The sequence below is a fragment of the Pseudomonas sp. Leaf58 genome, from assembly GCF_003627215.1.
In the GTDB taxonomy this organism is placed as follows: domain Bacteria; phylum Pseudomonadota; class Gammaproteobacteria; order Pseudomonadales; family Pseudomonadaceae; genus Aquipseudomonas.
This window is the reverse complement of record NZ_CP032677.1, coordinates 269,254-285,524: the sequence shown is the minus strand read 5'-3', so window position 1 is coordinate 285,524 and position 16,271 is coordinate 269,254. Positions and strand designations below refer to the sequence as shown.

Genomic DNA, 16,271 nt, shown 5'->3' with positions numbered 1-16,271 from the left:
AGACGCCCGCTCCCACAGAGGCTCTGCCAAGTCGATCCGTTATGTGCATTTCTAAGTGAGCGGCCTTGCACCCCACATTCAGGTAACAGTCTTTTACCGATTACCCAGGTTTTCCCCTGCCCGCCTTTGCCTATCCTATGCCCGGTCATCCTGCCTGCGATGGACCCATGAAACACTCTCTACCCAGCCGCTACGCCTGCCTCGCCCTGTGCATGCTGTTCACTTTCGCCAGCCTGCCGCTGCTGCCCCTACATACCTGGCTGTGGCCAATAACGCTTATCACCGCACTGCTCAGCCTGGTCGGCCTCAACGACCTGCGCCAAAGCCACCATGCGGTGCGCCGCAACTACCCGATCCTGGGCAATATCCGCTACCTGATCGAAACCATCCGCCCGGAAATTCGCCAGTACCTAATCGAGGGCGACGACGACAAGCTGCCGTTCTCTCGCTCGCAGCGCTCGCTGGTTTATGCCCGCGCCAAGAACGAAAGTGCCGAGAAGGCCTTTGGCACCCTGAACGATGCCTACAAGCCGGGCTTCGAGTTCATCAGCCATTCCATGTTGCCGGTGGCCACGCCAGACCCTGCTTCGTTCCGCATCGCCATCGGCGGGCCACAGTGCCGCCAGCCCTACTCGGCCTCGATTTTCAATATTTCAGCCATGAGCTTCGGTGCCCTCAGCGCCAACGCCATCGCGGCGCTCAACCGTGGTGCACGCATGGGCCGGTTTGCCCATGACACCGGTGAAGGCAGCATCAGCCCGTACCACCGCGAACATGGCGGTGACCTGATTTGGGAAATCGGCAGTGGCTACTTCGGCTGCCGCACCGAGGACGGCCGCTTCGACCCGCAGCGCTTCGCCGAGCAAGCCCGTTCGCCGCAGGTGAAGATGATCGAGATCAAGCTCAGCCAGGGCGCCAAGCCGGGGCACGGGGGCATCCTGCCGGGGCACAAGGTCAGCCGCGAAATTGCCCAGACCCGTGGCGTGCGCGTGGGCGAGGATTGCATCTCCCCGGCAGCGCATAGCGCCTTCCGCACGCCGGTCGAGCTGCTGCAATTTGTGGCCAGCCTGCGCGAGCTGTCGGGCGGCAAGCCGGTTGGCTTCAAGTTCTGCCTGGGCCACCCGTGGGAGTTCATGGGCATTGCCAAAGCCATGCTGGCCACCGGCATTACCCCCGACTTCATCGTTGTCGACGGCAAGGAAGGCGGCACCGGTGCGGCGCCGCGAGAGTTCAGCGACAACATGGGCGTGCCGATGCGTGAAGGCCTGATGTTCGTGCACAACACGCTGGTCGGCCTGAACCTGCGCGCCAGCATTCGCATTGGCGCGGCGGGCAAGATCGTCAGTGCATTCGACATCGCCAGCGTGCTGGCCATCGGGGCTGACTGGGTCAACTCCGCGCGCGGCTTCATGTTCGCCATTGGCTGCATCCAGTCACAAAGTTGCCACACCAACAAATGCCCGACCGGCGTAGCCACGCAAGACCCACTGCGCCAGCGCGCCTTGGTGGTGCCGGACAAGGCCGAGCGGGTGGCCAGCTTCCACCGCAATACGCTGCATACACTGGCCGAAATGCTCGCCGCAGCGGGCCTGGAACACCCCTCGGAGCTCAAGCCCAAGCACCTGGCGCGGCGTATCAGCCCAAGCGAAATCGGGCTGTTCTCGGACCTGCACACGTTCCTCAAGCCGGGCGAGTTGCTCAGTGGCTCGATTGAAAGCGAGTTTTATGCGCGGATGTGGCGGATGGCGCGTAGCGACAGTTTTGCGCCGGAGACGGAGGCAGCGCCGCAGAAGGTGGCAGTACCCCGGAAAGAAGTGGAACCTGCATAGGGCCTCATCGCCGGCAAGCCAGCTCCCACAGGTACATCACAAGGCCTGAAGCCTGCGTAGTACCTGTAGGAGCGGCCATGTGTCGCGATGGGCTGCAAAGCAGCCCCTAGGCCATCAGATCAGAATCAGAAGATGCTGATCGGGTACTCGACGAATACGCGGACTTCGTTGCCGTCGTCGTTGTAGCCGTTCTGCTGCACGGCGTTGTTGGTACGCACGAACGAGCTACGCAGCTTGATCGACAGGTCCTTGGCCGGGCCGTCCTGCACCACGTAACGGATCTGGTTGAAGATTTCGCGCTCTTTACCTTCGCCGAAGCCCTGTGGGTTGGCGACGTTGCGGGTGTTGATGTTGTCACCTACCACGTAAGCCAGCTTGTAGGTCAGGCCCGGCATGCCGTAGGCGCCGAAGTCCAGGCCATAGCCCAGCTGCCAGGAACGCTCGTCTTCGGCGTTGAAGTCGGACCAGTACGAGTTGGCCAGGTAGATGGTCGAACCACCGTCACCCACGCCACCTTCGTTCTGGTACCAGCCGTAGTTGTAGCCGGTGCTGCCAGTGCTGCGCTGGTGGGCGAGGGTGAACGAGTGTGCACCGTACGCGTAGGTGGCAGCCAGGCTCCAGATGGTGTTGGAGTCGCCGTTCAGGCCGGCGGCCTTGACGAACTTGTTGTTGATGTCCGACTTGTAGCCGTTGAAGTCCAGGGTCAGGGACTGGTCGTTGGCAATCGGGAAGACGTAGTTCAGCCCCAGGTAGTGCTTCTTCATCACGTCTTCGTTGTCGGAGGTGTACAGCGAAGCGGTGAAGTCGTCGGTGAACTTGTAGCTACCACCGAGGACGTTGATCGACTTCAGGCCACCACCGTCACGGCGCTCGGCGCTTTTGCGCGCTTCCTGGGTGAAGCGGCCGGCGTTCAGTTCCAGGCCCTGGATCTCTTTGGAGGTGATCAAGGTACCGGTGAAGCTTTCTGGCAGCAGACGCGCGTCGTCGTATTGCAGCACAGGCAGTGCTGGCATCTGGTCGCCGTACTTGAGCACGGTGTTGGAGATGCGGAACTTCACCGCAGCGCCACCACGGGCCAGGTTGTGCGGCGAATTGGCGTTGCCGTTCTCGTCCTTGAAGTCCGAAGGCTTGAAGAAGTCGACACCGGCACCACCATTGTGGCCCTTGCCGCCGTCCAGACGCACGGCGTACAGGCCGAATGCGTCGACGCCGACACCGACGGTGCCTTGGGTGAAACCGGAGGAGAAGTTGGCGATGACGCCTTGGCCCCATTCGATCTGGTCGTCGGTGCCGTGCTTTTTGTCACGATTGATGTAGGCGTTGCGCAGAAGGACGTTAGCGTGGCTGTCCTCGATGAAGCCCTTGCTGTCGGCCTGGTCATTGGCCTGTGCCTGGGTCGCGGCGATCATCGCCAAGGCGACCAGGCTGATCCTGGTTTTCAACATGTTGTTTTCCTTATTTCCTAATCAAAAACGCTCTGCAATATGACGCCAGGAACCACGCCCCTTCGTAGGTTCGACGCTATGCGGATCCAGACTGGAAGGCCCGGCCGGTAAGTACCCGGCGGCCTTTGGCAGCAGCATGGCCACGGTAATGGCCAGCAGGCGTTGGCCGAATCCTAGCCGCGCGCGATTACAAATGTCAAAAAATCGTGAAATGCAGGTTGATATAACCAAAATTACTGGCGGCTCCAGTACATTTTCATGCCTGTAGGCGCTATCAGCGGGCAATTTATCTCGCGTAAGAAAAGCCCCTTTGATCGAGCGGACAGCTTCTTAGCGCGGCCCCGCGAACAACCCGCATCGTATCTGCCTGCGTTACAAACAGAAACATATGTAAAGACAAGCACTTACAAATACGCAAGCAAAAGCAAATAGCAAGCATTACCATCCGCACTTATTTTTCACTTGCTTGCCCGGATGCGCCCATGCTTGCCCCCTGCCGCTTTTCACCCCTCACGCTAGGCTTGTCGCTGCTGTTCAGCGCCGGCCTGGCCAGTGCCGCCACCACCACCCTGCCGGAACTCTCGGTCACCGCCGACAGCGACCGCGAGCAGGACAACCCACAAGTCAAGGAAGTCAGTACCGCCACCCGCACCTCGACACCGCTGCGTTATGTGCCCCAGGCCATCGACACGGTGAAGACCGCCAATGTGCTGGATTACGGCAGCAACACCCTGGGCAAGGCGCTGGAAGGGATCCCCAACGTCAGCAGCGGCGCCGACACGCGCTTCGACAGCGTGCGTATCCGCGGCTTCGACGCCAGTAACGATTTCTACTTGGACGGTGTTCGCGACGACAGCCAGTACATCCGCGACCTGCATAACATCGAGCGGGTCGAAGTACTCAAGGGGCCAGCGGCGGTGCTGTACGGCCGCGGCAGCCAGGGCGGCATCGTCAACCGGGTCAGCAAGGCAGCCGAGCCAGGCCGCCGCTCCACCCTCGAGGCGCAGGCCGGCAGCGAAGACCTGCGTAGCCTGTATGCCGACCTTAGCGCCGACCCCAGCGACACCGTCAGCCTGCGCCTGAACATGGGCAACGAGGACAACAACAGCTTCCGCGATGGCATCGACGGCAGCCGCCAGCTATTCGCCCCGTCCATGAGCTGGCAGCTCACACCCGAGCTGAACTGGCTGGTGCAATACGAATATAGCCGCTACAACCGCACCCCCGACCGTGGCATCCCTGGGGTCAACGGTCGTCCGGCCGACGTCAGCCGCAGCACCACCTACGGGGACACCCAGCGCGACTACATCGACGACCGCGCGCAGTCGCTGCGCTCGCGCCTGAACTACCAACTGAACGAAACCTGGCAGCTGCGCCATACCTTGGGCCTGTTCAAGCTCGACAGCGAATTCGACAACACCTACGTCACCGGCTACAACGCCGGCACCAACACCTTGACCCGGCAACGCTGGCAACAAGACCTGAACACCCGCAACCTGTTCAACAACCTGGAGGCCGAGGGCGATTTCGACACCCTGGGCCTGGAGCACAAGTTGCTGCTGGGCCTGGAGTTCGGCAACCAGAAGCGTGACCCGGTGCTGTACAACGCTGGCGAACAGAAGCTGCCCGGCTGGGGCGAACCAGGGCGCCACCAGCAGCACACTGGCAACCTGGTGCTGTCGAGTAACAACCACACGGTGGTCGACAGCCGCGGCCTGTACCTGCAAGACCAAATTCGCCTTAACGATCAATGGCAGGTGCTCGCCGGCGTGCGCTTCGACCAGTTCGACGTGGAAACCACCAACAAGGATGGCCTAAGCGAACAACAGGACAGCACCAGCACCAGCCCACGCTTGGGTCTGGTCTACACACCGTGGCGTGACCATTCGTTCTACGCCTCGTGGAGCAAAACCTTCTCACCGGTAGGTGGCGGCCTGATCGGCATCACCCCGGGTGCGCCAGGTAACACCAACGACACCAAGCCCGAAGAGACCCGGCAGAAAGAAATCGGGGTGAAGAGCGACTGGCTCGACCAGCGCTTGACCACTACCTTGGCCATCTACGAGCTGGAGCTGTACAACCGCCGCACCCGCGACCCGAACAACCCGGAAATCACCTTGCTCAGCGGCTTGCAGCGTTCGCGCGGCATCGAACTGACCGCCACCGGCAACATCGTCGGCAATTGGTATGTACGCGGCGGCATCGGCTTGCAGGACGCGACTATCGTCAAGGACAACAACGGCCAGGAAGGCAACCGCATCAATGACGTGGCCAAACGTAACGGCAGTTTGTTCGTAACCTGGAAACCACAACTGGGCTGGTATGCAGAAACCGGCTTGACGCTGGTCGGCGACCGTTACGCAGACAACCAGAACACCACTGTGTTGCCGGGGTATGGCCGCTGGGACGCGTTGGCGGGGTACCGCACGCATGACTGGGATGTGCGGGCGGCGTTGAGCAACATTGCCGACAAGACTTACTACAGCTCGGCGACCAGTGCGGCGCAGATCCAAGTGGGTGACCCGCGCAGCCTAGTGGTGACTGGCAGTTACAGCTTCTGATCTTTATCGCGTGTGCCGGCCCTTCCGCGGGTGACCCCGCGCCTACACGAGCACCACATGTCTCAAAGGCGGTAGAGCACTTGTGGGAGCGGGTTTACCCGCGAAGGGGCCGGCACAGGTTGAAGCGATCAATCAGTGCCACACCGCCATCAGCGCCTGCATTTCTGCTTCGCTGATCAGCCCTTGGGGGTACCGTCCGGCAAGCAAACGTAGTGGGTCGGTCGTCCTGACCTTGATGCTTCCATGGTGTTTCAACCACTTCGCCACAAGCTTGAGCGATTGGTGGTTCACTGCCGATGGGCGCAAAGCCGACTCACTTGCTGCATTCATTTCTACACGTACTCCCTGGCCCCGTGAGCGGCTAACTTACGTAAGTATTGTTACAGATCCGATAGTGCGGCCAGGCCGAGCTATCTAATTGAAAAACAATACAAAACATATGCCAGGACGGCCCTCCGGATGGCGCCCGAAAAAAAAGGCCCGTCACTGGACGGGCCTCTTCATTTACGGCGATCTCAGCGCTTGACCGGCGCCGGCTGCTGCTGGGTAAGGCAGTGGATGTTGCCACCGCCCAACAACAGCTCACGGCCAGGGATCATCACCACCTCGTGGTCGGGGAAGATCTTCGCCAGAATCGCTCTGGCCTCAGCATCTGCTGGGTCGTCGAAGCTTGGTGCAATGATGCCGCCGTTGACGATCAGGAAGTTCACGTACGAGCCGGCCAGGCGCACCGAAGGGTCACGCTCCTGGCTGCCGGCCACCTGGTCGACGCCGCCACACTCTTCGGCAGTGGCAAACAACGGGCCCGGGATCGGCATTTTGTGCACGATGAACTCACGGCCCTTGGCATCGCGGGTGTGCTTCAACACCTCCATGGCAGCGTGGCAGCGTGCATAGTTGGGGTCGTTGGAATCATCGGTCCAGGCCAGTAACACTTCGCCCGGGCGCACGTAACAGCAGAAGTTGTCGACATGGCCATCGGTCTCGTCGTTGTACAGGCCATCCGGCAGCCAGACCACGGTATCCACCGCCAGCTGGTCGCGCAGCACCGCTTCGATCTGCTCGCGGCTCAGGTGCGGGTTGCGGTTACGGTTGAGCAGGCATTCTTCGGTGGTGATCACGGTGCCTTCGCCGTCCACATGGATCGAGCCGCCTTCGAGCACGAAACCCTCAGTGTGGTAGCGCTGGCAGCGTTCCATTTCGAGGACCTTGGCCGCCAGTTCCTCGTCACGGTTCCACGGTGCATAAAGGCCGCCATCGAAGCCGCCCCAGGCATTGAAGCCCCAATCCACGCCGCGCACTTCGCCCTGGTCGTTGATGACGAAGGTCGGGCCGGTGTCACGCACCCAGGCGTCGTCGTTGCTAATCTCGACCACGCGGATGTTCGGCTGGTCGAGTTGGCGACGAGCATTTTCGTACTGGCCGGCGGACACCGCGACCGTGACCGGTTCGAAGCGGGCAATGGCCTTGGCCAAAGTCACGTGGGCTGCCTGTGCCGGCTTGCCGCCCAGGCGCCAGTTGTCTGGGCGCTCCGGCCACACCATCCACACCTGGGTTTGCGGGGCCCATTCGGCGGGCATGTGGAAACCATCGGCACGAGGGGTAGAATTGAGGGTTTTCATGGTTAACCTCTGTGAAAGCCCTGAGCCGAGGTGCGCTGGGGCGTTGGTCAATTGGATAACAAGCAGATATGACAGTTCGTGAGGGGCAATGCCCTCAAGGTGCGAATTTTATAACCGATATATATCCGCATTAACAACCAATTTAACAGGCGACCAGACAAACATAGCCAATCTAATCAGATAAGAATCGATATACGACGCACGCTTTGCCGCGATGCGGTGATATTTGTCTGCCATCACCCATGACGACAGGCTAGGCTGCAGGGAACAGAACTTGGATTTTTCAGAGGCGTCTCGATAATGCGCATACTTGTCACAGGCGGCGCCGGTTTCATTGGCTCGGCGCTGGTCCGTCACCTGCTCGACAACACCGGGCACGAAGTATTGAACCTCGACAAGCTGACCTACGCCGGCAACCTCGAGTCGCTGCACAGTATCGCCAGCAACGCCCGCTACGAATTCGTCCAGGCCGACATTGCCGACTCGGCCACCGTCAGCGCGGTGCTCGAACGCTTTCAGCCTCAGGCGATCATGCACCTGGCGGCCGAGTCACACGTGGACCGCTCGATCGACGGCCCGGCGGCGTTCATCCAGACCAACATCGTCGGCACCTATGCCCTGCTGGAAGCCACCCGCGCGTGGTGGAGCCGCCTGCCTGCCGACCAGCGCGCAGCCTTCCGCTTTCACCATATTTCCACCGACGAAGTGTATGGTGACCTGCACGGTGCCGATGACCTGTTCCACGAGACCACGCCCTATGCGCCAAGCTCGCCCTATTCGGCCAGCAAGGCGGCCTCGGACCACCTGGTGCGCGCCTGGCACCGCACCTACGGGCTGCCGGTGCTGATCACCAACTGCTCGAACAACTATGGCCCTTATCACTTCCCCGAGAAGCTGATCCCGTTAATGATCCTCAATGCCTTGGCTGGCAAACCGCTGCCGGTCTACGGCAATGGCCAGCAGGTGCGCGACTGGCTGTTCGTCGAGGACCATGCCCGGGCGCTACTCGAAGTGGTGAGCCGTGGCCAGGTGGGTGAGACCTACAATATCGGCGGCCACAACGAACAGAAGAACCTCGACGTGGTGCATGCAATCTGTGCACTGCTTGAAGAGCTGGCGCCACAACACCCGGCTGGCGTGGCCAATTACGCGGCGCTGATCACCTATGTTCAGGACCGCCCCGGCCACGACCTGCGTTATGCCATCGATGCCAGCAAAATCGAGCGGGAACTGGGTTGGGTCCCTCAAGAAACCTTCGCCAGCGGCCTGCGCAAGACCGTGCAGTGGTACCTCGACAACCTCGAGTGGTGCCGCCACGTCCAGGACGGCACCTACCAGGGTGAACGCCTGGGCCACAACGACCTCAAGGAGCGCATTGCATGACCAAGGGAATCGTCCTCGCCGGAGGCTCCGGCACCCGGCTGCACCCCATTACGCTTGGCGTGTCCAAGCAACTGCTGCCGATCTACGACAAACCCATGATCTATTACCCGATCTCGGTGCTGATGCTCGCCGATATCCGGGACATCTTGTTGATTTCCACCCCACAGGACCTGCCTCAGTATCGCCAGCTGTTCGGCGACGGTAGCCAGTTCGGTATCCGCATCACGTATGCCGAGCAGCCATCGCCAGACGGCCTGGCCCAGGCGTTCCTGATTGGCGAGGACTTCATAGGTGACGACTCGGTCTGCCTGATTCTTGGCGACAACATCTTCCACGGCCAGAGCTTCACCGAGCAGTTGCAGCGCGCAGTCAACCACCCAAGCGGGGCGACTGTTTTCGGCTACTGGGTCAAGGACCCGGAGCGCTTCGGCGTGGTCGAGTTCGATGAGCGGGGCAACGCCCTTTCCATCGAGGAAAAGCCCCTGCAACCGAAGTCCAACTATGCGGTTACCGGGCTGTACTTCTACGACAACGACGTGATCGAAATTGCCAAGGGTATTCGCCCGTCGCCCCGCGGCGAGCTGGAAATCACCGATGTGACCAATGCCTACCTCAAGCGCGGCGACCTGCGTGTGGAGCGCTTCGGGCGTGGCTTCGCCTGGCTCGACACCGGCACCCACGAGAGCCTGCTGGATGCCTCGCAGTATGTGCAAACCGTGGAAAACCGCCAGGGCCTGAAAGTGGCGTGCCTGGAGGAGATCGCCTTCAACAAAGGCTGGATCACCCGTGACCAGTTGCTGGCCAAGGCAGAAAAACTGAAGAAGACCGGTTATGGTCAGTACTTGAGCAAACTGGCCAACGAACCTGCATGAATATCATCCCCACCGCCATCCCCGACGTACTGATCATCGAACCCAAGGTGTTCGGTGACAGCCGTGGCTTTTTTTTCGAAGCGTTCAATGCCCGCGATTTTGCACGGCAGACCGGCGTTACCACCGACTTTGTCCAGGACAACCACTCACGCTCCGTCAAGGGCGTGCTGCGCGGGCTGCACTACCAAGTGGAAAACACCCAAGGCAAGCTGGTGCGCGTGGTGCAAGGCGAGATCCGCGACATTGCCGTGGATGTGCGAGAAAGCTCCCCCACGTTTGGCCAGTGGGTCGCGGTACACCTGTCGGCTGACAACCATCGCCAGCTGTGGATTCCCCCTGGGTTTGCGCACGGGTTTGCCGTGGTGAGCGAGTCGGCCGAGTTTTTGTACAAGACAACCGACTACTACAACCCGCGTGCAGACCGCTGCATCCGTTGGGATGACCCACAACTGGCCATCGACTGGCAGCTGGATGCGCCACCGCTGCTGTCCGAAAAAGACAAGGTCGGCGTGCCCTTCAGCGAGGCGCAATGGCTGCCATGAGGATTCTCGTTTGTGGCCGCAATGGCCAGGTCGCTCAGGCCTTGCAGATGCACTTGGCAGGCCTTGGCGAACTGCATGTACTGGGCCGGGAGCAACTGGACCTGGCCGATCCCGAAGCACTCCGCGCGCCTTTGCGCCGGCTGGCCCCTGACCTGATCATCAACGCTGCCGCCTACACCGCCGTGGACCAGGCAGAGCAGGAGCCGCAGCAGGCGTTTGCCATCAACGCCCACAGCCCGCGCGTGCTCGCCGAAGAAGCAGCAAGGCTCGACGCACCATTGATGCACTTTTCCACCGATTATGTGTTCGCGGGGGACAAGGCAACACCCTATACCGAAGATGATTCACCCAACCCGTTGGGCGTCTATGGCCAAAGCAAGCTGGCGGGGGAACAGGCGATCGCCGCTGTTGCGGAAAAACACCTGATCCTGCGCACCAGCTGGGTCTATTCGCAGTACGGGCGCAACTTTCTGCTGACCATGCAGCGCCTGCTGCAGGAAAAACCCCAATTACGCGTGGTGAACGACCAGGTCGGCGCCCCAACCTGGGCCGGCACCCTTGCCACCTGCACGCGCGGCCTGATCGAGCGCTGGCAGGCCGGTCAGGCCGGCGCCTGGGGCACCTATCACCTGACGGCGCAAGGTGAAACCTCCTGGTTCGGCTTCGCCCAGGCCATCGCCGAGCAGCTCAAGGCCCAGGGCCTGCCTTGCGCTGAACTGCTACCGATCCCGTCCAGCGATTACCCCACCCCGGCGCGCCGCCCCCTCAACTCGCGCCTGGACTGCTCTCGCCTGGTGCGGGAATGGCACGTCAGCCTGCCACACTGGCAGCAAGCGCTGATCGACTGCCTTAAGTAGCGCATAATTGCGTCAGACTTTTCTGGCGCATTTACGTGATGATTGCAAAACCCACGCCCCCACGCCGTCCCCGCTGGCGCAGCCTGGCCCTGTTGGCGCTGTGCCTGGCCCCGTTACTGTGGCCCCTGCATCACCTGGCCGAACGCTACTATCAGCAAGAGCTGGCGTCGCAGAACCGCCAAACCCTCGACCTGTACGTCGCCAACTTGCTCGGCACCCTGCACCGCTATGAGACCCTGCCGCAGATCCTGGTTGACCTGCCGGCCCTGCGCGGTGTGCTGGCCGACCCGTTCCGCCTGGAGGCGGTGACCAACGCCAACCGCCTGCTTAAAGACATCGTCCAGCAGACCGGTGCCGAAGTGATGTACCTGATGGACATCAGCGGCAACACCCTGGCCGCCTCCAACTGGGACAAGCGCGACACCTTCGTCGGCCGTAATTTCGCCTTCCGCCCCTACTTCAACGAAGCCATGGCCGGCCGCCTGGGCCGGTTCTTCGGCCAAGGCACCACATCGGCCAAGCGCGGCTACTTCTTTGCCGCGGCAGTGCGTGACCGCGAGCGGATCGTTGGCGTACTGGTGGTCAAGGTCGACCTCGACCATACCGAAACCCTGTGGGGCCGTACCCCCGAGCAGCTATTGCTGACCGATCACAATGGCGTAGTCATCCTGACCTCGCGGCCCGACTGGCGCTTCCGCGCCACCCGTGCGCTGACCGAGGCCGAGCGCCAGGCCATTATTGCCATCCAGCCCTACCCAACCCAGGCCCCGCAACCACTGGCACTCACCCCAGACGCCTGGATCACCCAAACCCGCGACATCCAGGAAACCGGCTGGCAGGTCAGCATCCTCGCCCCGCGCACGCTGGTCGACCGCTCCGTGCAAACAGTGATGGCCATCGGCGCCGGCACGCTGCTGGTGCTGATGCTGTTGGCCGGCCTGGTGATGCAGCGGCGCCGCCATTACATCGACCGTATCGACTTCGAAGCCCGTGGCCGCCAGGAGCTGGAAAAGCGCGTGGCCGAGCGCACCGCCGACCTCGAAGGCTTGAATACCATGCTCAAGCGCGCCGTGCTGGAGCGCGAGAATGCTCAACAGGAAGCCGTGCGCGCGCAGGACGAGCTGGTGCAGGCAGGAAAACTGTCGGTACTCGGCACCATGTCGGCGAGCATCAGCCACGAGCTAAACCAGCCGCTGGCCGCCATCCGCAGCTACGCGGAAAACGCCGAGATCCTGCTTGACCACCAACGCACCGAAGACGCCCGCGGCAACCTCAAGCTGATCGGCGAGCTGACCGGGCGCATGGCCTCGATCATTGCCCATCTGCGCGCTTTCGCCCGCCGCGACCGCCACGCCCCCGAGAGTGTGGCCCTGCAGCCGGCCCTGGACGACGCCCTGGCATTGCTGGCCAAGCGCCGCCGGGCGATGGCCGTGGAGCTGATCCGCGACCTGCCGGAAGCCACCCTGTGGGTGCAGGCCGGCGAGACCCGTCTGCGCCAGGTGCTCGGCAACCTGCTGGCCAATGCCCTCGACGCCCTCACCGAAAAAGCCAACCCGCGCCGCCTGTGGCTAAGTGCCGAGCAGCGCGATGACTGCGTCTACCTGTACATCCGCGACAACGGCCCCGGCTTCAGCCGCCAGGCCCTGGAACACGCCAAGGAGCCGTTCTTCACCACCAAGACCCGCACCCAGGGCCTGGGCCTGGGTTTGGCTATTTGCGAAAGCCTGATGCGCGCCCTGGGCGGTGAACTACTGCTAGCCAACCACCCGGAAGGTGGCGCACTGCTGACCCTGCAACTACGTGTGGCCGCGCCTGGCGCTACTTTGCCCAATTCGGAGGACCCCTCGGCATGACCACTGAGACACTGATCGACAGCCAAGCCCAGGTGATCCTGGTCGACGACGACCCGCACCTGCGCCAGGCACTGAGCCAGACCCTGGACCTGGCCGGGCTCAAGGTGGTCGCCCTGGCCGATGCCCAAGGCCTGGCTGAACGCATCGAGGCCGACTGGCCTGGGGTGGTGGTCAGCGATATCCGCATGCCCGGCATCGATGGCCTGCAACTGCTGGAGCAACTGCACGGTCGCGATAGCGAGCTGCCGGTGCTGCTGATCACCGGCCACGGTGATGTACCGCTGGCGGTGCAGGCGATGCGCGCCGGGGCCTATGACTTCCTGGAAAAACCCTTTGCTACAGACGCCCTGCTCGACAGCGTGCGCCGCGCCCTGGCCCTGCGCCGCCTGGTGCTGGACAACCGCAGCCTGCGCCTGGCCCTAAGCGACCGCCATCAACTGGCCACCCGCCTGGTCGGCCAGTCGCCGGCCATGCAGCGCCTGCGCGAGCAGATCGGCGCCTTGGCCGGCACCCGCGCCGATGTGCTGATTTTGGGGGAAACCGGCGCCGGCAAAGAGGTGGTGGCCCGCGCCCTGCACGACCTGTCTAGCCGCCGTGATGGGCCGTTCGTGGCGATCAACGCCGGCGCGCTGGCCGAGTCGGTGGTCGAAAGCGAACTGTTCGGCCATGAGCCCGGCGCGTTCACTGGCGCGCAAAAGCGCCGCATCGGCAAGTTCGAGTTTGCCAACGGCGGTACGCTGTTCCTCGACGAAATCGAGAGCATGAGCCTGGACGTACAGGTGAAGCTGCTGCGCATGTTGCAGGAGCGGGTGGTCGAACGCCTGGGCGGCAACCAGCTGATCCCGCTGGATATCCGCATCATTGCTGCGACCAAGGAGGACCTGCGCCAGTCCGCCGACCAAGGGCGTTTCCGCGCCGACCTGTATTACCGTTTGAATGTGGCGCCGCTGCGTATTCCGCCGCTGCGCGAGCGCGGCGATGACATCCTGGTGCTGTTCCAACACTTCGCCGACGCCGCCAGCCAGCGCCACGGCCTGCCGCCGCACACCTTGCAGCCGGCCCAACGCGCCATGCTGCTGCGCCACGGCTGGCCAGGTAACGTGCGCGAGCTGCAAAACGCCGCTGAGCGTTTTGCCCTTGGCCTGGAGCTGGCCTTGGACGGCCAGGTGCCACCTGCGGCAATACCTTCTGCACCGCTGCTAAGCGGCAACCTCAGCGAGCAAGTCGAGCAGTTTGAACGCTCACTGATCGCTGCCGAACTGGCCCAGCCACACAGCTCCATGCGCAGCCTGGCCGAAGCGCTGGGTGTCCCCCGCAAAACCCTGCACGACAAGCTGCGCAAGCATGGCTTGAGCTTTGAAGGCGGCAGCGGCGGGCATGACGATCAAGAGGAAAACCGTTGATGAACAGCGATAGCCAGTACTTGCAATCCGTACTGCACGGCGACATTCCCCTGACCCGCGAAATGGGCCTGGAGGTAATCGATTGGCAGCAGCATACCTTGCGCCTGCAACTGCCGCTGGCAGCCAACGTCAACCACAAGAGCACCATGTTCGGTGGCAGCCTTTACTGCGCGGCGGTGCTGGTGGGTTGGGGCTGGCTGCACCTGCGCCTGCGCGAGTTGGGAATCGATGACGGGCATATCGTCATCCAGGAGGGGCAGATCAGTTATCCGCTACCGGTTACCGGCGCGGCGGTGGCGCGCTGTGCTGCGCCGGACGAGAAAACCTGGGAGCGCTTCGTGACGATGTACCAGCGTCGCGGGCGGGCGCGGCTGACGCTGGAGACCACGGTGAGCAATGCCGGTAGCGCCGAGCCGGCGGTGAAATTCAGCGGCCAGTACGTCCTGCACCGCTAGCACAACCGCCCTGCTCGACATCCACAGGCTCCCACAAGGTGTGGTGAAAACCGTCAGATCAGCTTCAGGAAGGCCTGGCGCCAGCTTGCGGCAGCGGGCAACGCCAGGAAATACGGGTTAAGCAACGACTCCCGCGGCGGGTAGCGGAACGGCAAGCCATCCAGCCCGATCACCTCGCCACCCGCCCCTTCCACAACACCCTGCGCCGCCGCCGTATCCCACTGCGACGTCGGCGCCAGGCGCGGATAGCAATCGGCGCTGCCCTCAGCCAATAAGCAGAACTTCAACGAACTGCCGATACTGGCCAGCTCCAGCTCACCCACCGCAGCCCCCAGCCCCGCCAACAGCGCTTCCTGCTCGGGGCTGGAATGCCGACGGCTGGCCACCACGGTAAAACGCCCATCCGCCGGCGGCGCGTTGCGTACCTGGATCGGTTGGGCTGCCTCACCGGCGTCTGCACGCCAGGCGCCCAAGCCACGGCCACCGAAGTAGCTGCGCCCGTTGGTCGGCATCGACACCACGCCAAACACCACCTCGCCGTTTTCGACCAAGGCGATGTTGACGGTGAACTCCTCGCTGCCGGCAATGAATTCCTTGGTGCCGTCCAGTGGGTCGACCAGCCACCAGCGGCTCCAGCCCTGGCGCTCGGCCAACGGGATATTGCAGTCCTCCTCGGACAGCACCGGAATTTGCGGTGCCAGCGCCAGCAGGCCATCAGCAATCACCCGATGCGCCGCCAGGTCGGCGGCGGTGACTGGCGAATCGTCAGCCTTGTTGGTCACCGCCACATCGGCGCGCCAGAACGGCAGGGTCGCCTCGCCGGCAGACAACGCCAGCTGGACCACTTGGTGCATCAGTTGCAGGTCGCTCATAGCTCCAGCAGCCCCCGCTGGATCAGCAGGTCACGCGCCAGGTACAGCGCCGCCAGCGCCCGCCCCTCGGTGAACTGCGGGTGCATGGCCAACGCCGACAGTTCACGCAGGTTGACCTTGTCGACGCGCATCGGCTCCGGCTCATCGCCTTCCAGGCGCTCCTCGTACAGCTCGCTGGCGAGCACCACCTGAATCTTCTGGCTCATGTAGCCAGGCGACAGCGACAGCTCAGTCAGGTGCTCCAACTGGCGCGCGCCAAAACCGGCTTCTTCCTTGAGTTCCCGGTCGGCCGCCGCCAGCACATCCTCGCCCGGCTCGATCAGGCCCTTGGGCAACGACAGCTCGTATTCGTCGGTGCCGCCGCAGTATTCCTCGACCAGCACGGCGTGCTCAGCGTCGAGCATGGCCACGATCATTACCGCGCCGTAGCCGTTCCCTCGGCCCACCAGGCGCTCGTAGGTGCGCTCGGCGCCATTGCTGAAGCGCAATTGCACGGCTTCGACGCGGAATAGGCGGCTGCTGGCGACGATTTCGCGGCTGAGGACGGTGGGTTTTTGGCGCATGGGGCGGCTCCTTG

The 16,271-nt window shown here is 62.7% G+C and carries 14 protein-coding genes; 9 read left to right on the top strand and 5 right to left on the bottom strand.

Annotated elements, in window-relative coordinates:
• Positions 1-167 precede the first annotated feature (167 nt).
• Complete coding sequence (locus DV532_RS01235) at positions 168-1,829, top strand: FMN-binding glutamate synthase family protein (RefSeq protein ID WP_056805915.1); 1,662 nt, start codon at positions 168-170, stop codon at positions 1,827-1,829.
• A gap of 125 nt (positions 1,830-1,954) precedes the next feature.
• On the opposite strand, the gene DV532_RS01230 is transcribed toward DV532_RS01235, so the two are convergent.
• A complete protein-coding gene (locus tag DV532_RS01230) occupies positions 1,955-3,274 on the bottom strand; it encodes an OprD family porin (protein WP_056805918.1) in 1,320 nt (439 codons plus the stop codon).
• Positions 3,275-3,756: 482 nt separating this feature from the next.
• Between DV532_RS01230 and DV532_RS01225 the strand changes: the two genes are divergently transcribed.
• On the top strand, positions 3,757-5,835 hold the full coding sequence (locus DV532_RS01225; protein ID WP_056805921.1) for a TonB-dependent siderophore receptor: 2,079 nt from the start codon (positions 3,757-3,759) through the stop codon (positions 5,833-5,835).
• A 132-nt stretch (positions 5,836-5,967) separates the two neighbouring features.
• On the opposite strand, the gene DV532_RS01215 is transcribed toward DV532_RS01225, so the two are convergent.
• Positions 5,968-6,165: a hypothetical protein gene (locus tag DV532_RS01215; protein WP_056805923.1), complete on the bottom strand. Its 198-nt coding sequence runs from the start codon at positions 6,163-6,165 to the stop codon at positions 5,968-5,970.
• A 185-nt stretch (positions 6,166-6,350) separates the two neighbouring features.
• Complete coding sequence (gene aguA, locus DV532_RS01210) at positions 6,351-7,457, bottom strand: agmatine deiminase (RefSeq protein WP_056805926.1); 1,107 nt, start codon at positions 7,455-7,457, stop codon at positions 6,351-6,353.
• Positions 7,458-7,757: 300 nt separating this feature from the next.
• Between aguA and rfbB the strand changes: the two genes are divergently transcribed.
• Genes rfbB through DV532_RS01175 form a run of 7 tightly spaced genes read left to right on the top strand, consistent with a single transcriptional unit; the run spans position 7,758 to position 14,822 of the window.
• On the top strand, positions 7,758-8,840 hold the full coding sequence (rfbB, locus tag DV532_RS01205; protein WP_056805929.1) for a dTDP-glucose 4,6-dehydratase: 1,083 nt from the start codon (positions 7,758-7,760) through the stop codon (positions 8,838-8,840).
• On the top strand, positions 8,837-9,712 hold the full coding sequence (rfbA, locus tag DV532_RS01200; RefSeq protein ID WP_056805932.1) for a glucose-1-phosphate thymidylyltransferase RfbA: 876 nt from the start codon (positions 8,837-8,839) through the stop codon (positions 9,710-9,712). The genes rfbB and rfbA overlap by 4 nt, the downstream gene beginning before the upstream one ends.
• Positions 9,709-10,254 (top strand): dTDP-4-dehydrorhamnose 3,5-epimerase, encoded by a 546-nt coding sequence (gene rfbC / locus DV532_RS01195; RefSeq protein ID WP_056805934.1) that lies wholly within the window; start codon positions 9,709-9,711, stop codon positions 10,252-10,254. Before rfbA ends, rfbC begins: the two co-directional genes overlap by 4 nt.
• On the top strand, positions 10,251-11,111 hold the full coding sequence (gene rfbD, locus DV532_RS01190) for a dTDP-4-dehydrorhamnose reductase (RefSeq protein WP_056806205.1): 861 nt from the start codon (positions 10,251-10,253) through the stop codon (positions 11,109-11,111). The genes rfbC and rfbD overlap by 4 nt, the downstream gene beginning before the upstream one ends.
• 38 nt (positions 11,112-11,149) lie before the next feature.
• A complete protein-coding gene (locus DV532_RS01185; RefSeq protein WP_056805936.1) occupies positions 11,150-12,964 on the top strand; it encodes an ATP-binding protein in 1,815 nt (604 codons plus the stop codon).
• Positions 12,961-14,367 (top strand): sigma-54 dependent transcriptional regulator, encoded by a 1,407-nt coding sequence (locus tag DV532_RS01180; protein WP_056805939.1) that lies wholly within the window; start codon positions 12,961-12,963, stop codon positions 14,365-14,367. The genes DV532_RS01185 and DV532_RS01180 overlap by 4 nt, the downstream gene beginning before the upstream one ends.
• A complete protein-coding gene (locus DV532_RS01175) occupies positions 14,367-14,822 on the top strand; it encodes a YiiD C-terminal domain-containing protein (RefSeq protein WP_056805942.1) in 456 nt (151 codons plus the stop codon). Before DV532_RS01180 ends, DV532_RS01175 begins: the two co-directional genes overlap by 1 nt.
• Positions 14,823-14,875: 53 nt before the next feature.
• On the opposite strand, the gene cysQ is transcribed toward DV532_RS01175, so the two are convergent.
• Positions 14,876-15,694 (bottom strand): 3'(2'),5'-bisphosphate nucleotidase CysQ, encoded by an 819-nt coding sequence (gene cysQ, locus DV532_RS01170; RefSeq protein ID WP_056805945.1) that lies wholly within the window; start codon positions 15,692-15,694, stop codon positions 14,876-14,878.
• Positions 15,691-16,257 (bottom strand): ADP compounds hydrolase NudE, encoded by a 567-nt coding sequence (gene nudE / locus DV532_RS01165; RefSeq protein WP_056805948.1) that lies wholly within the window; start codon positions 16,255-16,257, stop codon positions 15,691-15,693. The genes cysQ and nudE overlap by 4 nt, the downstream gene beginning before the upstream one ends.
• Positions 16,258-16,271 lie beyond the last annotated feature (14 nt).